This is a genomic window from Pandoraea bronchicola, assembly GCF_902459805.1.
GTDB lineage: Bacteria > Pseudomonadota > Gammaproteobacteria > Burkholderiales > Burkholderiaceae > Pandoraea > Pandoraea bronchicola.
Genome location: NZ_CABPST010000005.1, coordinates 167,047 through 180,552 on the forward strand (window position 1 = coordinate 167,047; position 13,506 = coordinate 180,552).

At 62.0% G+C, this 13,506-nt stretch carries 16 protein-coding genes; 9 read left to right on the forward strand and 7 right to left on the reverse strand.

Annotation, left to right across the window (positions count from 1 at the left end; translation table 11 throughout):
- The first annotated feature begins 15 nt into the window (after window positions 1-15).
- Entirely contained in the window at window positions 16-927 is a 912-nt protein-coding gene (locus PBR20603_RS12280) for a LysR family transcriptional regulator (protein WP_150559805.1), read from the forward strand.
- A 10-nt stretch (window positions 928-937) separates the two neighbouring features.
- On the opposite strand, the gene PBR20603_RS12285 is transcribed toward PBR20603_RS12280, so the two are convergent.
- On the reverse strand, window positions 938-2,053 hold the full coding sequence (locus PBR20603_RS12285; protein WP_150559806.1) for a hypothetical protein: 1,116 nt from the start codon (window positions 2,051-2,053) through the stop codon (window positions 938-940).
- 266 nt (window positions 2,054-2,319) lie between these two features.
- Window positions 2,320-3,063: an SDR family oxidoreductase gene (locus tag PBR20603_RS12290; protein ID WP_150559807.1), complete on the reverse strand. Its 744-nt coding sequence runs from the start codon at window positions 3,061-3,063 to the stop codon at window positions 2,320-2,322.
- Window positions 3,064-3,168: 105 nt separating this feature from the next.
- On the opposite strand from PBR20603_RS12290, the gene PBR20603_RS12295 reads away from it, so the two are divergent.
- Window positions 3,169-4,092: a LysR family transcriptional regulator gene (locus tag PBR20603_RS12295; protein WP_150559808.1), complete on the forward strand. Its 924-nt coding sequence runs from the start codon at window positions 3,169-3,171 to the stop codon at window positions 4,090-4,092.
- A gap of 45 nt (window positions 4,093-4,137) precedes the next feature.
- Here the strand turns inward: PBR20603_RS12295 and PBR20603_RS12300 are convergent, their stop codons facing one another.
- Window positions 4,138-4,497 (reverse strand): VOC family protein, encoded by a 360-nt coding sequence (locus PBR20603_RS12300; protein ID WP_150559809.1) that lies wholly within the window; start codon window positions 4,495-4,497, stop codon window positions 4,138-4,140.
- Window positions 4,498-4,676: 179 nt separating this feature from the next.
- Between PBR20603_RS12300 and PBR20603_RS12305 the strand changes: the two genes are divergently transcribed.
- Window positions 4,677-5,105 carry a hypothetical protein gene (locus tag PBR20603_RS12305; protein ID WP_150559810.1) on the forward strand — a complete coding sequence of 143 codons (429 nt, stop codon included), beginning with the start codon at window positions 4,677-4,679 and terminating at the stop codon, window positions 5,103-5,105.
- A gap of 313 nt (window positions 5,106-5,418) precedes the next feature.
- Here PBR20603_RS12305 and icd read toward each other — a convergent pair whose 3' ends face one another.
- Entirely contained in the window at window positions 5,419-6,672 is a 1,254-nt protein-coding gene (gene icd / locus PBR20603_RS12310; protein WP_150559811.1) for an NADP-dependent isocitrate dehydrogenase, read from the reverse strand.
- A 280-nt stretch (window positions 6,673-6,952) separates the two neighbouring features.
- On the opposite strand from icd, the gene PBR20603_RS12315 reads away from it, so the two are divergent.
- The 4 genes from PBR20603_RS12315 (at window position 6,953) to PBR20603_RS12330 (ending at window position 8,775) form a co-directional block, all read left to right on the forward strand.
- The gene (locus PBR20603_RS12315) at window positions 6,953-7,543 is read left to right on the forward strand and encodes a pseudouridine synthase (protein WP_150559812.1); all 591 of its coding nucleotides are present in this window, start codon (window positions 6,953-6,955) and stop codon (window positions 7,541-7,543) included.
- A 52-nt stretch (window positions 7,544-7,595) separates the two neighbouring features.
- Entirely contained in the window at window positions 7,596-7,823 is a 228-nt protein-coding gene (locus tag PBR20603_RS12320; protein WP_150559813.1) for a hypothetical protein, read from the forward strand.
- 127 nt (window positions 7,824-7,950) lie between these two features.
- Window positions 7,951-8,160: a hypothetical protein gene (locus PBR20603_RS12325; RefSeq protein WP_150559814.1), complete on the forward strand. Its 210-nt coding sequence runs from the start codon at window positions 7,951-7,953 to the stop codon at window positions 8,158-8,160.
- 204 nt (window positions 8,161-8,364) lie between these two features.
- Window positions 8,365-8,775, forward strand: coding sequence for a DUF192 domain-containing protein (locus PBR20603_RS12330; protein ID WP_150559938.1), 411 nt, complete (start codon window positions 8,365-8,367; stop codon window positions 8,773-8,775).
- A gap of 24 nt (window positions 8,776-8,799) precedes the next feature.
- Here the strand turns inward: PBR20603_RS12330 and PBR20603_RS12335 are convergent, their stop codons facing one another.
- From PBR20603_RS12335 to xseA, 3 genes are all read right to left on the reverse strand, one after another.
- Window positions 8,800-9,393 (reverse strand): HD-GYP domain-containing protein, encoded by a 594-nt coding sequence (locus tag PBR20603_RS12335; protein ID WP_174977904.1) that lies wholly within the window; start codon window positions 9,391-9,393, stop codon window positions 8,800-8,802.
- Window positions 9,394-9,772: 379 nt separating this feature from the next.
- A complete protein-coding gene (sodB, locus tag PBR20603_RS12340; protein WP_150559816.1) occupies window positions 9,773-10,351 on the reverse strand; it encodes a superoxide dismutase [Fe] in 579 nt (192 codons plus the stop codon).
- A gap of 202 nt (window positions 10,352-10,553) precedes the next feature.
- Window positions 10,554-11,927 carry an exodeoxyribonuclease VII large subunit gene (gene xseA / locus PBR20603_RS12345; RefSeq protein ID WP_150559817.1) on the reverse strand — a complete coding sequence of 458 codons (1,374 nt, stop codon included), beginning with the start codon at window positions 11,925-11,927 and terminating at the stop codon, window positions 10,554-10,556.
- 448 nt (window positions 11,928-12,375) lie between these two features.
- Between xseA and PBR20603_RS12350 the strand changes: the two genes are divergently transcribed.
- Complete coding sequence (locus tag PBR20603_RS12350) at window positions 12,376-12,990, forward strand: MotA/TolQ/ExbB proton channel family protein (protein WP_150559818.1); 615 nt, start codon at window positions 12,376-12,378, stop codon at window positions 12,988-12,990.
- 15 nt (window positions 12,991-13,005) lie between these two features.
- Window positions 13,006-13,467: an ExbD/TolR family protein gene (locus tag PBR20603_RS12355; protein ID WP_150559819.1), complete on the forward strand. Its 462-nt coding sequence runs from the start codon at window positions 13,006-13,008 to the stop codon at window positions 13,465-13,467.
- Window positions 13,468-13,506 lie beyond the last annotated feature (39 nt).

Below are 13,506 nucleotides of genomic sequence, written 5' to 3' on the forward strand. Positions count from 1 at the left end.
AAGACACGCCGCCCCATGGACCTGCATTCTGTCGACCTGAACCTGCTGGTGGTCTTCCAGCATCTGTACAACGCGAGACGCGTTTCGCGCGTGGCCGAAACGCTCGGCGTTACGCAACCGGCCGTCAGCAACTCGCTCGCGCGACTGCGAAAGTTGTTCAACGACGAGCTTTTCATCCGCACTTCGCGAGGTATGCTGCCAACGCCGATGGCGATTGAACTGGCCGAACCGGTGGCCACTGCGCTGGACGCGTTACATGGCGTATTCAACCGCCAGCTCGCCTTCGATCCGGCAACGAGCCAACGCGCATTTCAGATCGCCATGACGGACATTGGCGAAGTACATTTCCTGCCGAAGCTCATGCATGCACTTGGCGAGCAGGCGCCGGGCATCACGGTCAGCACGGTGCGCAATACGGCCGTCAACTTGCGGGAGGAGATGGCGGCGGGTCAGGTGGATCTCGCCGTAGGGCATCTGCCCGATCTCACGGCCGAGTTCTTCCAGCGGCGGCTGTTCCGGCAGAAGTATGTGTGTATGTTCCGGCCGGGGCATCCGCTCGACAAACCGAAGAAAACACGCATGGCGCGCGAGGATTTCGAGCGGGCGGAACAGGTCATGGTCATTGCCGCAGGCACCGGGCACGGACAGGTCGACGACTTCATGGCGCGAGCCCACGTGCAACGCAACATCCGGCTGCGTGTGCCGCATTTCGTCGCGCTCGCCGACATCCTGCACGCTACGGATCTCATTGCGACCGTGACGGAGAAGTTCGCCCTGCGCAGCGCGCAGCACTTCGGTCTGCGTTATGTCGATCATCCGCTGGATTTGCCGGACGTACAGATCAATCTGTTCTGGCATGCGCGCTATCACCAGGAGCCGGCGAGCCGGTGGATGCGCACCCTGTTATTCGATCTGTTTTCGGAGTGACGCTCGAGGCTCAGCGTCCGTGCCAGGTTTCCCACAGCCCGCGCCAGAACGCGTTGGCGTTACGCCGCGCCTGCCAGCGAAAATTCGGCAGCGCGACGGCGAGCCATTGGCTGGCGAGATCGATGCGGCGCTCGCCGAAGCGGTGCGGCGCATTGAAGAGGTCGAGATACGCCTGCCGGTAGTGCTGCACCATCGCGGCGTCACGGTAGTAGGTTTCCATCCAGCGACGCGACGCCGCCCCGATCTGCGCACGCAGCGACGCGTTCTCCAGCAACGCCGCCAAGGGCGCCTCGGCAGCCTCCAGCGGCACGTCGACCCAGGGAAGATCGCAAGCCCCGGTCAGATGGCGAAGCTGTGCCTGCACGCGATTGTCGAGGTGACCGAGCGTTGGTTTGCCTTGCGAGAGCGCCTCGAGGCCCGAGAGGTGATAGTTGCCTGTCACACATTCGTCCAGCGCAACGGCAGCACGCTGCTTCAGGCGCAAACACTCGTCATGCGGCACCCCCATGATGAGCCGGACCTCGCACAGCCCCCGGCGCTCGAGCCGACGCAGCAAGCGCAGCGTCTGCGGCGCCCCCTTCGTCTCCCAGCGCTTGCGCCAACCCGACGAGGCTCCACTGGGCGAAAAAACGACCACAGGACACCCCGTCTCGCCTGGACATTCGGGTTGCGGCAGATAGCGCTCGTCGTCGAGCGGCACGATATTGGGTACCACGCGCGCGAACGGATAGAAGCGCTCGGGCCCCTGGGCAATGACGAGTTGAGGCAGCGGGTCGTTGACGATGCGCTCGCGCATGACGGCGTCGTCGCGGCACCATAGCTCTGGCGCCGAGTGAAACTGACGGATCAAGCGCTTGTTGCCGAAACGACGCAGAACGTCGGCGCCGAACGTCGCCTCCATCGGAAATATCTGATGGATATGAATGACATCTGCCGCAGCAATGACGTCGAGGGCTTCTTCACGATGACGCTGCCAGTCGAGGTCAACGGCAAAGGTGCGCGACGCATATGCGGCCGCGTCATAGACGACGTGCCGCGCGGCGATATCGGTATGCCGGTTCAGCGCCGAGACGATGTTGCCCGGGCTGCCCGCCACTGGCGTATGAGAGAGGTGGACGACCTTCATTCGCGCAGTCTACGTCGCTTGCACCATGCGCGGGTTTACGGTGACGCACGGCGCAACTTACATGCCGTTACGCCTGTAATACGCCGCTCGGCAGCGGCCGCACTCACGCGCGAAACGATGAAACACAGCAACGGTGCGGGGTATCGGGCGGTTTCCCGGAGTTTGCCAATCTCGCAAGCCCTCGGGTCGATCGACTTTTCACCGCCGCGACGTTGCATTTCTTACGATGACGCTCACACCGCATGCGCCACGAATTCAGACGATGCTCACGCGCTATAACCGCCGTCGATGGTGAGGCTTGCGCCGGTCACGAAGCTCGCCTCGTCGCTGGCGACGTAGGCCACCATCGCCGCGATGTCCTCCGGGCGGGCGTGATACTTGAGCGCCATCATGTCGTGCATCGACGCGGCGAAATCGCCCTCGGCGGGGTTCATGTCGGTATTCGTCGGGCCCGGCTGAACGTTATTGACCGTGATGCCTCGCCCACCGACATCGCGCGCCATGCCTTTGACGAGGCCGACCAGCGCTGCCTTGCTCATTGCATACGTCGCGCCGCCCTCGAACGGTATGCGCTCCGCGTTGCATGAGCCGATGTTGATGATGCGTCCGCCTTCCCCCATGTGCGCGAGCGCCGCCTTCGACGCGACGAACACGGCACGCACGTTCACGTTGAGCATGCGATCGAAGTCCTCGAGCGCGAGATCGGCAACCGATCCCAGCGTGAACACGCCGGCGTTGTTCACAAGAATGTCGATCTTGCCGAGTTGCTGCGCGGTGTCGTTCACTGCGCGGGTCAACGCGGCGGCATCGCTCGCGTCGGCGAGCAAGGCGATCGCACGACCGCCCGACGCCTGAATGCGGGCCACGAGGGCTTGCGCTGCCGCCTTCGATCCCTTGTACGTAAAGGCGACGGTCGCCCCGCCGTCGGCGAACCGCTGCACGATGGCCGCGCCAATACCGCGCGAGCCGCCCGTCACAAATGCCACTTTGCCTTGGAAATTCGTTGCCATGGTGTTGCTCCACCGGTTGAAAAGTGAAGCCAGTATCGGTGGCAAATTACATCGCAACTAGACCATAATGACGATCATTAATTTCAACCCAATGGAACAGATGAAATGGACGCGCTGCATCTGATCGAGTCCTTCGTCCTCAGCGCACGTGCGGGAAGTTTCTCGGCAGCCGCGCGGCGACTCGGGATGACGCCTGCGGCGGTGAGCAAGAATGTGGCGCGTCTGGAAGCCCAACTCGGCTTGCGGCTGTTTCATCGGAGCACCCGGAGCCTCACGCTGACGGCGGGCGGCGAGCGTTTCCTGCTCGACGTCGATGGACCGTTCGCCGCGTTGACCGACGCCTTCTCGCGCGCCGCAGAAGGCGAGGGAAAGCCGTCCGGCGTGCTCAAGGTCAGCGTGGCGCATGCGTTCGGCCGTCAGTATCTCGTGCCGTTGCTCGGCGACTTTCTTGCGCGCTATCCGGACATCGTGCCGGACTGGCGGTTCGACAACCGGACCGTGGACGTGGTGGCGGAGGGCTTCGACGCCGCGATTGGCGGAGGCATCGAGCTCACGCCCGGCGTTATCGCACGCCGGCTTGCCCCGACCTACGCCGTGATTTGCGCATCCCCTGAGTACATGGCCGGACGCAAAGCGCCCACGCATCCAGCGGATCTGGCCGCCTGCGACGCCGTGATCCGGCGCTCCGGCATGTCGGGACGACTTCGCGCATGGGACCTGTGCAACGCCGCCGGTGAGCGGGTCAGCATCGAGGCACGGACCCGCATGATCTTCGACGATCCGGAGGCCATGGCACATGCTGTAGCGCTAGGCTATGGCGTGGCGTTGCTGCCAATGCCGCACGCGGCGCCATTGCTGGCGTCGGGCCGCATTCAACGGTTGCTGCCAGGCTGGTTCGAAGAGTATGGCGGGGTGTCCATCTACTACTCGAACAAGAAGCTGTTGCCGCTGCGAACGCGTGTGTTCGTGGATCACGTTGTCCAGGCATTCGAACAACAACGCCTCGCGGCCTGGTTCGACGGACGGTAAGTTGGTGCCCTGGCGATGAGATTCGGCGCCGCAGACCGTTGGCGATCAGCGATGCGAGAGGATGTTAAGCAGACGACCGAACGGGTCGCGCACGTAGAAGCGCCGCACGCCCCAGGGTTCGTCGGCGGGTCCATATTCGATGGCAATGCCAGCGTCGCGCATGCGTGAAAGCGCAGTGTCGACATCGTCGACTTCCACCGAAAGATCCGGCACTGGCGTGCCATTGCCGCCTTCGGTGGCAATGCTGACCTGAACGCTCATCTTCGACGCATTGCCGTAGGTAGCAATCCAGCCGTGATCCATCAGCAGATCCAGCCCGAGCAATTCGCCGTAAAAGCGTTGCGCCGCCCGCAGCGCCTGGGGCGACGGCGCCGCAATGTTGGCAACGATGCGATGGACCTTCATGCGCTTCCTCCCCCAAATGACGTATAGAAAACACGCGGGAAGCGTAGCACGAGACGCTAGCGCGTGCGTTCCTTGCGTTGTCTTCACGCATGCACTGTAATGAAAGCGTCGTGCCGATGGCTTGCAGGGACCAAGAGAAGGTCTATGCGTCGGCCGCAAAGGGGGCTGGGAGGTCCATCATGGACACCACAGGAACCGCATTGCGCACGATGGCGTTCATCGCGTGCGTGCTGAGTATGAGCACGGCGCACGCGCAGGCGGCGTATCCGCCGCCCACCATCGAGCTCAGCGTTACCGTCGGCCAGAAGATCGCAATCTGGGTGCAACCGAACTACAGTGTGCTGTGCCGTTCGCTGGGCCAGCCGACGTTCCAGCTCGATTCGACACCGGCGCTCGGTGAAGTCTTGCCGGAATGGATCGATTACACGGTGCCGGACGGCCGGCGTTGCGAAACGATGCGCTTCCCCGGCCTGATCGTCTGGTATCAGGCGGGACAGGCGCCCGGCAAGGACGTTGTCGTCTGGACCGTCGGATTCCCGCGCGAATTCACCAGCCACGTACCAAGCTCAGGCGACCATCGCGTGACCACGACCATCGTTGTCCGGTAGCGAGGCGTAGCACTTCGAGATTTGTCCGATTTGCTGGCCGACAGGCGACTCAGGGCCTGCGTTGGACGTATCGGGGCGAAATAGAATTTCTCCTGCGCCCCCCTCTACGTCGCGTTTGTCGCGCCAAGCCTTATGATCAAACTCACCGAAGACACCCGAAAGAAACTCAGGCACGTGGCGAACTTCGCCCTCATCGGGTCCACCATGACGGGCGTCGTCGTCGGGCGCCTGGGCCCAAATAGAAAACCCCGATTGCGTCGCCGCACCGGGGTTTGTCTGAGCGCTAAGGCATTCGTCGCGAGGGCAGCACGTATTACATGTTTTCGATCATCACGCTGCCAAAGCCCGAGCACGACACCTGCGTTGCACCTTCCATCAGGCGTGCGAAGTCGTACGTCACTTTCTTGGAGAGGATCGACTTCTCCATCGACGCGATGATCAGATCTGCGGCTTCTGTCCAGCCCATGTGACGCAGCATCATCTCTGCCGAGAGGATCTCGGAACCCGGATTCACGTAGTCCTTGCCAGCATACTTCGGCGCCGTGCCGTGCGTCGCTTCGAACATCGCCACCGAATCGGACAGGTTCGCGCCCGGCGCGATACCAATGCCACCCACCTGTGCGGCAAGCGCGTCAGAGATGTAGTCACCGTTGAGGTTAAGCGTGGCGATCACGTCGTACTCTGCCGGACGCAGCAGGATCTGCTGCAGGAAGGCATCTGCAATCGAATCCTTGATGATGATCTCTTTGCCCGTCTTGGGGTGCTTCACTTTGCACCACGGGCCGCCATCGATCTCCGTCGCACCGAATTCGTTCTTGGCCAGTGCGTATCCCCAATCGCGGAACGCGCCCTCCGTGAACTTCATGATGTTGCCTTTGTGAACGAGCGTGACCGTATCGCGGTTGTTGTCGAGCGCGTACTGAATGGCCTTGCGCACCAATCGTTCCGTGCCCTCGCGAGACACCGGTTTCACGCCAATGCCCGAAGTGCCAGGGAAGCGGATCTTGGTCACGCCCATTTCGTTTTGCAGGAACGCGATCAGCTTCTTCGCCCCGGCGGATTCAGCTTCCCATTCGATCCCGGCATAGATGTCTTCGGAGTTCTCGCGGAAGATCACCATGTTGATCTTCTCGGGTTGACGCACCGGCGACGGCACCCCTTTGAAGTACTGCACAGGACGCAGACAAACGTACAGGTCGAGTTGCTGACGCATTGCCACGTTGAGCGAACGGATACCGCCACCGACCGGCGTCGTCAGCGGCCCCTTGATCGACACGACATAGTCCTTCACGACCTGCAGCGTCTCATCGGGCAACCACACGTCCGGGCCATAGATACGGGTCGACTTCTCGCCCGCATAGATTTCCATCCAACTGATCTTGCGCTTGCCACCGTACGCCTTCTCCACGGCAGCATCGACGACCTTGAGCATCACTGGCGTAATATCCACGCCCGTGCCGTCGCCTTCGATGTACGGGATGATCGGATTGTCCGGCACGTTCAGTGAGAAATCCTTGTTGACGGTGATCTTCTCGCCTGCCGGGACCTTGATGTGCTGATACGACATGGTGGGGCTCCAATGAAGGGATCGGACTGCGCGCATCGATCCGGATGAGGGGTGAGTGACCGCTCGACGCATTTCCGCCCTATTGTAGTCACAGCACCGGTTGATGCGTGTGACATGGCTTAAGTCTTATATAAGACATAAGACTGACGTTTTGGATTATGCATTAACATGGCGGGGCTGACCAGAGGAGCGAGTCACCGCGTCATGCGTTCGTGTCATGGGCGACGCAACGAATATCGCACACCGATGCCTCGGCAATTTCCGATTTTCTTCCCCCGGTATGACACTTCTCGCGCTTAACAAACCCTTCGGCACGATTTGCCAGTTTTCGCCGCATCCGACGCGCCCGACGCTTGCCGAGTGCATTACGCTGCCGGACGTCTATCCGGCAGGACGGCTCGACGCCGACAGTGAAGGACTCCTGCTGCTCACCGACGATGGGCGACTGCAAGCCCGCATCGCCGAACCGGAACGCAAACTGCCAAAGACCTATTGGGCGCAGGTGGAAGGTGCATACGACGAAACTGCCGTGGCACGGCTGCGCCGCGGTCTGGATCTGGGCGACTTCGTCACGCTGCCGTGCGAGGCGCGCGAAATCCCGGAGCCATCCCATCTCTGGCCGCGTAACCCGCCGATCCGCTATCGGGCCAGCATCCCGACCCATTGGCTGGAGATCACCCTTGTCGAAGGCAAGAACCGTCAGGTCAGACGCATGACCGCCGCCGTCGGCAAACCGACGCTGCGGCTCGTGCGCGTCGCCATCGGTCCGGTCGACGTCTTTTCGTTGAACCTCGCCCCAGGACAATGGTGCGAACTGCCGCAACAATTACTTACACTTTCGGGTCAACCGCGCAGTCGTCCATCTCGTTGAGGGAACAGGTGCGCAACATACGCACCACTAACTGAAACGAGGAAACCAAGTCATGAACAAACTGCTGCTCGCACTGACCGCCGGCCTGATTGTGTCCGGCGCCGCGATGGCCCAACAATCGGCACCGGCAACGGCGCCTGTCGCCCCGGCGGCGCCTGCAGCAGCTGCGCCTGCTGATCATGCTGCCCCGGCGAAAAAGGCTTCCACGCACAAGAAGCATCACCACAAGAAGTCCGGCAAGAAGGCAATGAGCCAACCGCCGGCTGGCAATAAGCCGTAATACTGGCTATCGAAAAAATCCTCGGGTGGGTTGTCAACCGATGTCCTGACCGGACGTTAAAGGAGATGACTCACTTCGCGGGTCAACGAGTACACCACCCAAACATCGAGCTTCAACGAGGAATCTCATGAAAAAACTGATCGCTGCCCTGGTCGCTGGCCTGTTCGCAACTGGCGTGTTCGCCCAAGCTTCGGCTCCGGCCGCTGACGCTGGTGCCGCTCCGGCCGCTGCTAGCAAGCCGGCTGCCAAGAAGAAGTCGTCGCACAAGAAGTCGACGCACAAGAAGTCGGCTAAGAAGGCTTCGGCTGCTGAAGCTCCGGCCGCTGCCAGCAAGTAAGTACCGCATTGCGCGGCTCACTGCGCAACGGACGGTAATAAGCAGGTTGCTCATGCAACCTGCTTTTTTTTCGTCCGGCGGCTACAATGGCTCGCCACCTATCTGACGTTCCCCCGAGCTTCCCAGGAGCCGTTTGTGATCCGGATTTCACGTCAACTGGCTGCGATCGCCGCCAGCGCCACGTTTGCCACCACCGCTGCCATCATGGCGCTCGTGCCAGTGAGCGCCACCGCACAAATCAAGCAGCCGGGGCAGTTCCCGACCATCCAGCTCTCTGCCGGTATGTACCTCATCAAGGCCGAAGTCGCCGCCAACGAGGCAGACCGTGAACAGGGTCTGATGTATCGCACGACGATGCCCGCCAACGCCGGCATGCTCTTCGTGTTCGAACAACGTGCGGGGCACTGCTTCTGGATGAAAAACACGAATCTGCCGTTGTCCATCGCGTTTCTCGCCGACGACGGCACGATCGTGAACATCGAAGACATGGCACCGCAGACCGAAGATAACCACTGCCCGCGCGCGGCTGTGCGTTACGCCCTCGAAATGAATCTCGGCTGGTTCAAGCACAAGAACCTCGGCCCGGGCGCGAAGATCTCCGGCCTGCCGCGCTGATCGTCGGCATTCGACGGCGCTCGCTCAACGGGCGCCGCTCGATATCTCCAACGCGGTGCCAAGCGAGCGCTCGAGAAAACAATCCAGCAGCCACGGATCGAAGTGACGCCCACGTTCGGCGAGCATTGCGCCCACGATCTGCGCCGGACTGAGTGCCGCACGATATGGGCGGTGACTCGCCAGTGCGTCGAATACGTCGACCAGCGCGACGATCCGTCCTGCCAACGGAATACGATTCCCCGACAGGCCGTATGGATAACCGCCGCCGCCATAGCGCTCATGATGCGTGCGAGCGACGCAGGCGGCCAGCTCACATGCCGCGCCACCAATCGTCCCCAATACATCGGCACCCAATTGCGGATGCATTCGCATCACACGCATTTCGCCGGGCGTCAGCCTGCCCGGCTTTTCGAGTATCGCGTTCGGAATGCACAGCTTGCCGGTATCGTGCAGTGCCGCGGCAAGCCCGAGGGCCTGGGCCTCGACGGCCGGCATGCCGAGCGCTTGCGCGAAACGCCACGCAAGCGAGCCGACGCGCCACATGTGCGTGGCAGTTCCGCCGCGTTTGTGTTCGGCAAGGCGAAAGAGTGTCCACGCGGCCGGCGGCAGACTGCGCATGAGGCGGGCGTCGGCGAGCCAGTATCGATGAGGTGAAGCGTCACTCCTGGCTTCAGGGCCGCTGCTATCGCGCAGGGTATCTGGCGAGGATGAAACCGGGGCGGCGTGAGTGTCGTGCGCTGGCGCAGGGTCGGGCATACGTTGTCCATTCAGTTTGAAGTGGACACTCTAATGACGAGCGAATATAAGAATGTTGATGGCGATCAAGCAATGTGCAGAAGCGCGCGGTCCTGCAACCGCTGAAAACAAAAAGCCCACCGCAAGCGGTGGGCTTTCGTTTTGCCGGCAACGCCAGACGCTCGGGTTGGGCGCCTGACGCTCCTTTTAGCGAATCTCGCCGAAGTCGATGGTCTCGGCCAGCAAAGTCCGGGAGGCTCGATTACGCGAAGTTCTTCGCGGCGAATTCCCAGTTGACCAGATTCCAGAATGCCTCGACAAACTTCGGACGGGCATTGCGGTAGTCGATGTAGTAGGCGTGTTCCCACACGTCGATGGTGATCAGCGGCTTGTCAGCGCCGGTCAGCGGCGTAGCAGCGTTGCTGGTGTTGACGATGTCGACCGAACCGTCGGCCTTCTTCACGAGCCACGTCCAGCCCGAACCGAAGTTGCCCACGGCCGACTTCGAGAAGGCTTCCTTGAAGGCATCGTACGAACCGAACTTGGCGTCGATGGCCTTGGCCAGATCGCCCGTCGGTGCGCCGCCGCCCTTCGGCGACAGGGTGTTCCAGAAGAAGGTGTGGTTCCACACCTGTGCTGCGTTGTTGAACACGCCGCCCGACGACTTCTTGATGATGTCTTCGAGGCTGGCGTTTTCGAACTCGGTGCCCTTGATCAGGTTGTTCAAGTTGGTCACATAGGCTTGGTGATGCTTGCCGTAGTGATACTCCATCGTTTCCTTGGAGATGGTCGGCGCCAGTGCATCGATGGCGTACGGCAGTTCAGGGAGCTTGTGTTCCATGGCAATTGTCCTTTGTGCTCTGAGGGGAACCCGATTTTGCGTTATCCGGAGCCATCGATTCTAGGGCAGATGCGAAAACCCCGCAAACCGCACGGTTACTCGATTTGCCGCACCATCCGATATCCACGCGACGATTGTTTGCCAATCCCGGCTAATCGACGCACGATGGCTGCGATTTGTCAGTATTGCTGAACCGGTCCCGCTAAAAAGTATCGTCTAGCCTGACCTGAACATCACCAATGCCGATGTCCGCGGCGCCATCGGCCAGATGCATTGTCACTTGCTGGCCCCGCTGCAGTTTTCTCGGATCGCGCACCGGCTGGCCCTTCCCGTCGAGTACGGCGGCGTAGCCGCGCTGCAGCGTGCGGCGCGGATTGAGCAACTCGAGTTGCGCCGTGGCGTCGGCGAGTCGTTGGGTGGCGCGCTCTGCGCGGCGTGACATGGTGCTTTGCATACGCTGCAAGAGTAGCGAGACACGCTCGTGCTGCGACGCCACATCGGGTACGGCGCGCGCCAGACGAAGGCGCAACATCTCGAAACGCCCGCGGCGCTGGGCCAGCGGCCGTTCCAGCGCGTGACGCATTCGGTCGCTCAGGTGCGCGAGTTCGCCGCGCTGACGCGCCAGACGCTCACGAGGCGAAACCAGCCCGCGAGACAGACTATCGAGCTGCTGGCCACGCTGCTCCAACATGCGCCACATCGCCCGGGTCAGGCGCTGGCGCTGCCGGTCGACCTCGCGCAGACACTCGTCGCGGGCTGCACTGATCAGTTCGGCCGCGGCCGTCGGCGTGGGCGCGCGCACGTCGGCCACGAAATCCGCAATCGTGAAATCGGTTTCGTGCCCCACACCGGAGACAACGGGCAGCTCACTGCGAGCGATGGCATGGGCAAGCACTTCTTCGTTGAACGCCCACAGATCTTCGATGGAACCGCCACCACGGCACAGCAAAAGGGCGTCCACCTCGCAACGGGCGTTGGCCGTATCGAGCGCGGCCGCCAGCCGTGAGGCGGCGTCGCTGCCTTGCACGGGGGCTGGATAGACCACGACCGAGACGTGCGGGGCGCGCCGGGCCAGCGTCGTCAGCACGTCGCGCAAAGCCGCCGCCTGCAACGATGTGACAACGCCCACGCGGCGGGCATATCTCGGCAAGGCACGCTTGCGCTGAGCGTCGAACAACCCTGCCGCGGCGAGCTTCTCCTTGAGTTTCAGGAACGCTTCGTACAGGTTGCCTTGTCCGGCGCGGCGGATCGCCTCGACATTGAGCTGAACCTCCCCGCGCGGCACATACATCGAGAGCAGCGCGCGAACTTCCACCCGATCGCCCTCCTTGGGCGAGAAGTCGGCGTGCTGCGCGCGGCCACGGAACATCACGCAACGCATTTGCGCCTGTGCGTCCTTGATCGAGAAATACCAGTGGCCGCTTGCCGCGCGCGTGAAGTTCGAGATTTCGCCGCTGACCCACGCCAGCGGAAAGCTGCGCTCCAGCACGCCGGCAACGGCCTTGTTCAAATCCGAAACACTTAGCACGCGATCCGCACCACCGGTGGGCCGGGCGTCGTCGAAAGATAGGTTCATGCGTGTTCGCTGACGAAAAACTGTCCACAGGCCCGCTAATTTAAGGGTTTTCGCGCCCGGGCGCCCTATATTTCCAGCATCAAGATGCCAAATCCTTGATTTACCGGGCTTTTCAGCGGGCATCAGAGTGACGTCGCTGCGCCATTGCGGCGGGGCCACGAAGATATATGTTCAGAGGACAACATGTGCACATAGTTATCCACAGGCCATCTCGAGTTTCTTGGGAATCGTGAGTTTGCGGCGGTGTTCATTTCTGAAACGATTTGCTGCCCATTTTTTCATCACGAACTAAAAAGTACCGTCAGGTCAAAGAGTTGCCTAAAGTATCCCAAGGTTGTCCACATCCTTGTGCTCGGATGGTGTGGAAAACGGTGCTTGCCCATCCCCCCCCTGCACGCTACAGTTCGGACTCGTTTGCCCATCCCCCGCAATAAGTAAGAGGTCGTCTTTGTTTGCCGTCATCCAGGCCGCCGGCTGGCCCATCTGGCCACTTCTCATCGCTTCCGTTATCGCCCTCGCCCTGATTGTCGAGCGCGCCCTGTCGCTGCGTCGCGCGCGCGTACTGCCGAGTGGCGTTCTCGAAAGCGCGATCACGCTTGCCCGCCGCGGTTCGGCCAAACAGGACGCGACCGATGCGCTGGCACGTGGTTCGATGCTCGGGCGCGTACTCGCCACGGGCGTTCGTTTCGTCGCGCACAACCCGCAGGGACCGCGCGAAGGCGCCAAGGAAGCACTGGAGGAGACCGGACGTGCCGTCGCGCACGAACTCGAACGCTTCCTGCCTGCGTTGGGCACCATTGCGTCCGTCGCTCCGTTGATGGGCCTGTTCGGCACCGTCATCGGCATGATCGAGATCTTCGGCGCTCAAGACGCCACGGGCACCGACCCGGCGCAACTGGCGCACGGCATTTCGGTGGCGCTGTACAACACCGGGTTCGGTCTGATGATCGCGATTCCCGCGATGATCTTCTATCGTTACTACCGCACGCGCGTCGACGCGTTTCTGGTCGAACTCGAGACGCAGGCGGTCCATTTTCTCGATGCCACACTGCCGCGGCACTGAACCGAGAGACGCACGATGAATTTCCGTCGAGGTCTCTCCACACGCGACGAGCCGGAGATCAATCTGATCCCGCTCATTGATGTGCTGCTCGTCATCCTGATCTTCCTGATGGTCACCACGACCTATACGCGTTACACGGCGCTCAAAGTCAATCTCCCGACGGCCGATGCGGAAAAGGCTGTCGTTCCGCCGCGTCAGATCGTGGTATCGGTGGGTGCCGACGGTAGTTACGCGATCGATCGGCATGCGCTCGCGCAACGCGATGTAGCCAGCCTCACCGCGGCGCTGCGTCAGGCCGCGGGCCCCGCGAGCAGCGGCGCCGAATCACCGGTCATCATCATCAACGCCGACGCCAAGAGCTCCCATCAGTCGGTCATCAACGTGATGGAAGCTGCCCGCGAGGCCGGTTTGTCGCGTCTGACCTTCGCCGCGCGCTCGACGGCCGCGCACGGCGGGGCAGCCTCCCCGACCCGATGACGATGCCCTCATCACGCTCTGGTCCGAGCACCGGCCCGC

Coding starts and splice junctions, on each gene's coding strand:
- PBR20603_RS12280 (WP_150559805.1), top strand. CDS start 16: ATGGACCTGCATTCTGTCGACCTGAACCTGCTGGTGGTCTTCCAGCAT.
- PBR20603_RS12335 (WP_174977904.1), bottom strand. CDS start 9,393: ATGCGCAGTCTGCCGCCGGCCGCGTGGACACTCTTTCGCCTTGCCGAA.
- PBR20603_RS12320 (WP_150559813.1), top strand. CDS start 7,596: ATGAACAAACTGCTGCTCGCACTGACCGCCGGCCTGATTGTGTCCGGC.
- PBR20603_RS12285 (WP_150559806.1), bottom strand. CDS start 2,053: ATGAAGGTCGTCCACCTCTCTCATACGCCAGTGGCGGGCAGCCCGGGC.
- sodB (WP_150559816.1), bottom strand. CDS start 10,351: ATGGAACACAAGCTCCCTGAACTGCCGTACGCCATCGATGCACTGGCG.
- PBR20603_RS12295 (WP_150559808.1), top strand. CDS start 3,169: ATGGACGCGCTGCATCTGATCGAGTCCTTCGTCCTCAGCGCACGTGCG.
- PBR20603_RS12290 (WP_150559807.1), bottom strand. CDS start 3,063: ATGGCAACGAATTTCCAAGGCAAAGTGGCATTTGTGACGGGCGGCTCG.
- PBR20603_RS12300 (WP_150559809.1), bottom strand. CDS start 4,497: ATGAAGGTCCATCGCATCGTTGCCAACATTGCGGCGCCGTCGCCCCAG.
- PBR20603_RS12330 (WP_150559938.1), top strand. CDS start 8,365: ATGGCGCTCGTGCCAGTGAGCGCCACCGCACAAATCAAGCAGCCGGGG.
- icd (WP_150559811.1), bottom strand. CDS start 6,672: ATGTCGTATCAGCACATCAAGGTCCCGGCAGGCGAGAAGATCACCGTC.
- PBR20603_RS12325 (WP_150559814.1), top strand. CDS start 7,951: ATGAAAAAACTGATCGCTGCCCTGGTCGCTGGCCTGTTCGCAACTGGC.
- PBR20603_RS12315 (WP_150559812.1), top strand. CDS start 6,953: ATGACACTTCTCGCGCTTAACAAACCCTTCGGCACGATTTGCCAGTTT.
- PBR20603_RS12305 (WP_150559810.1), top strand. CDS start 4,677: ATGGACACCACAGGAACCGCATTGCGCACGATGGCGTTCATCGCGTGC.
- xseA (WP_150559817.1), bottom strand. CDS start 11,927: ATGAACCTATCTTTCGACGACGCCCGGCCCACCGGTGGTGCGGATCGC.
- PBR20603_RS12355 (WP_150559819.1), top strand. CDS start 13,006: ATGAATTTCCGTCGAGGTCTCTCCACACGCGACGAGCCGGAGATCAAT.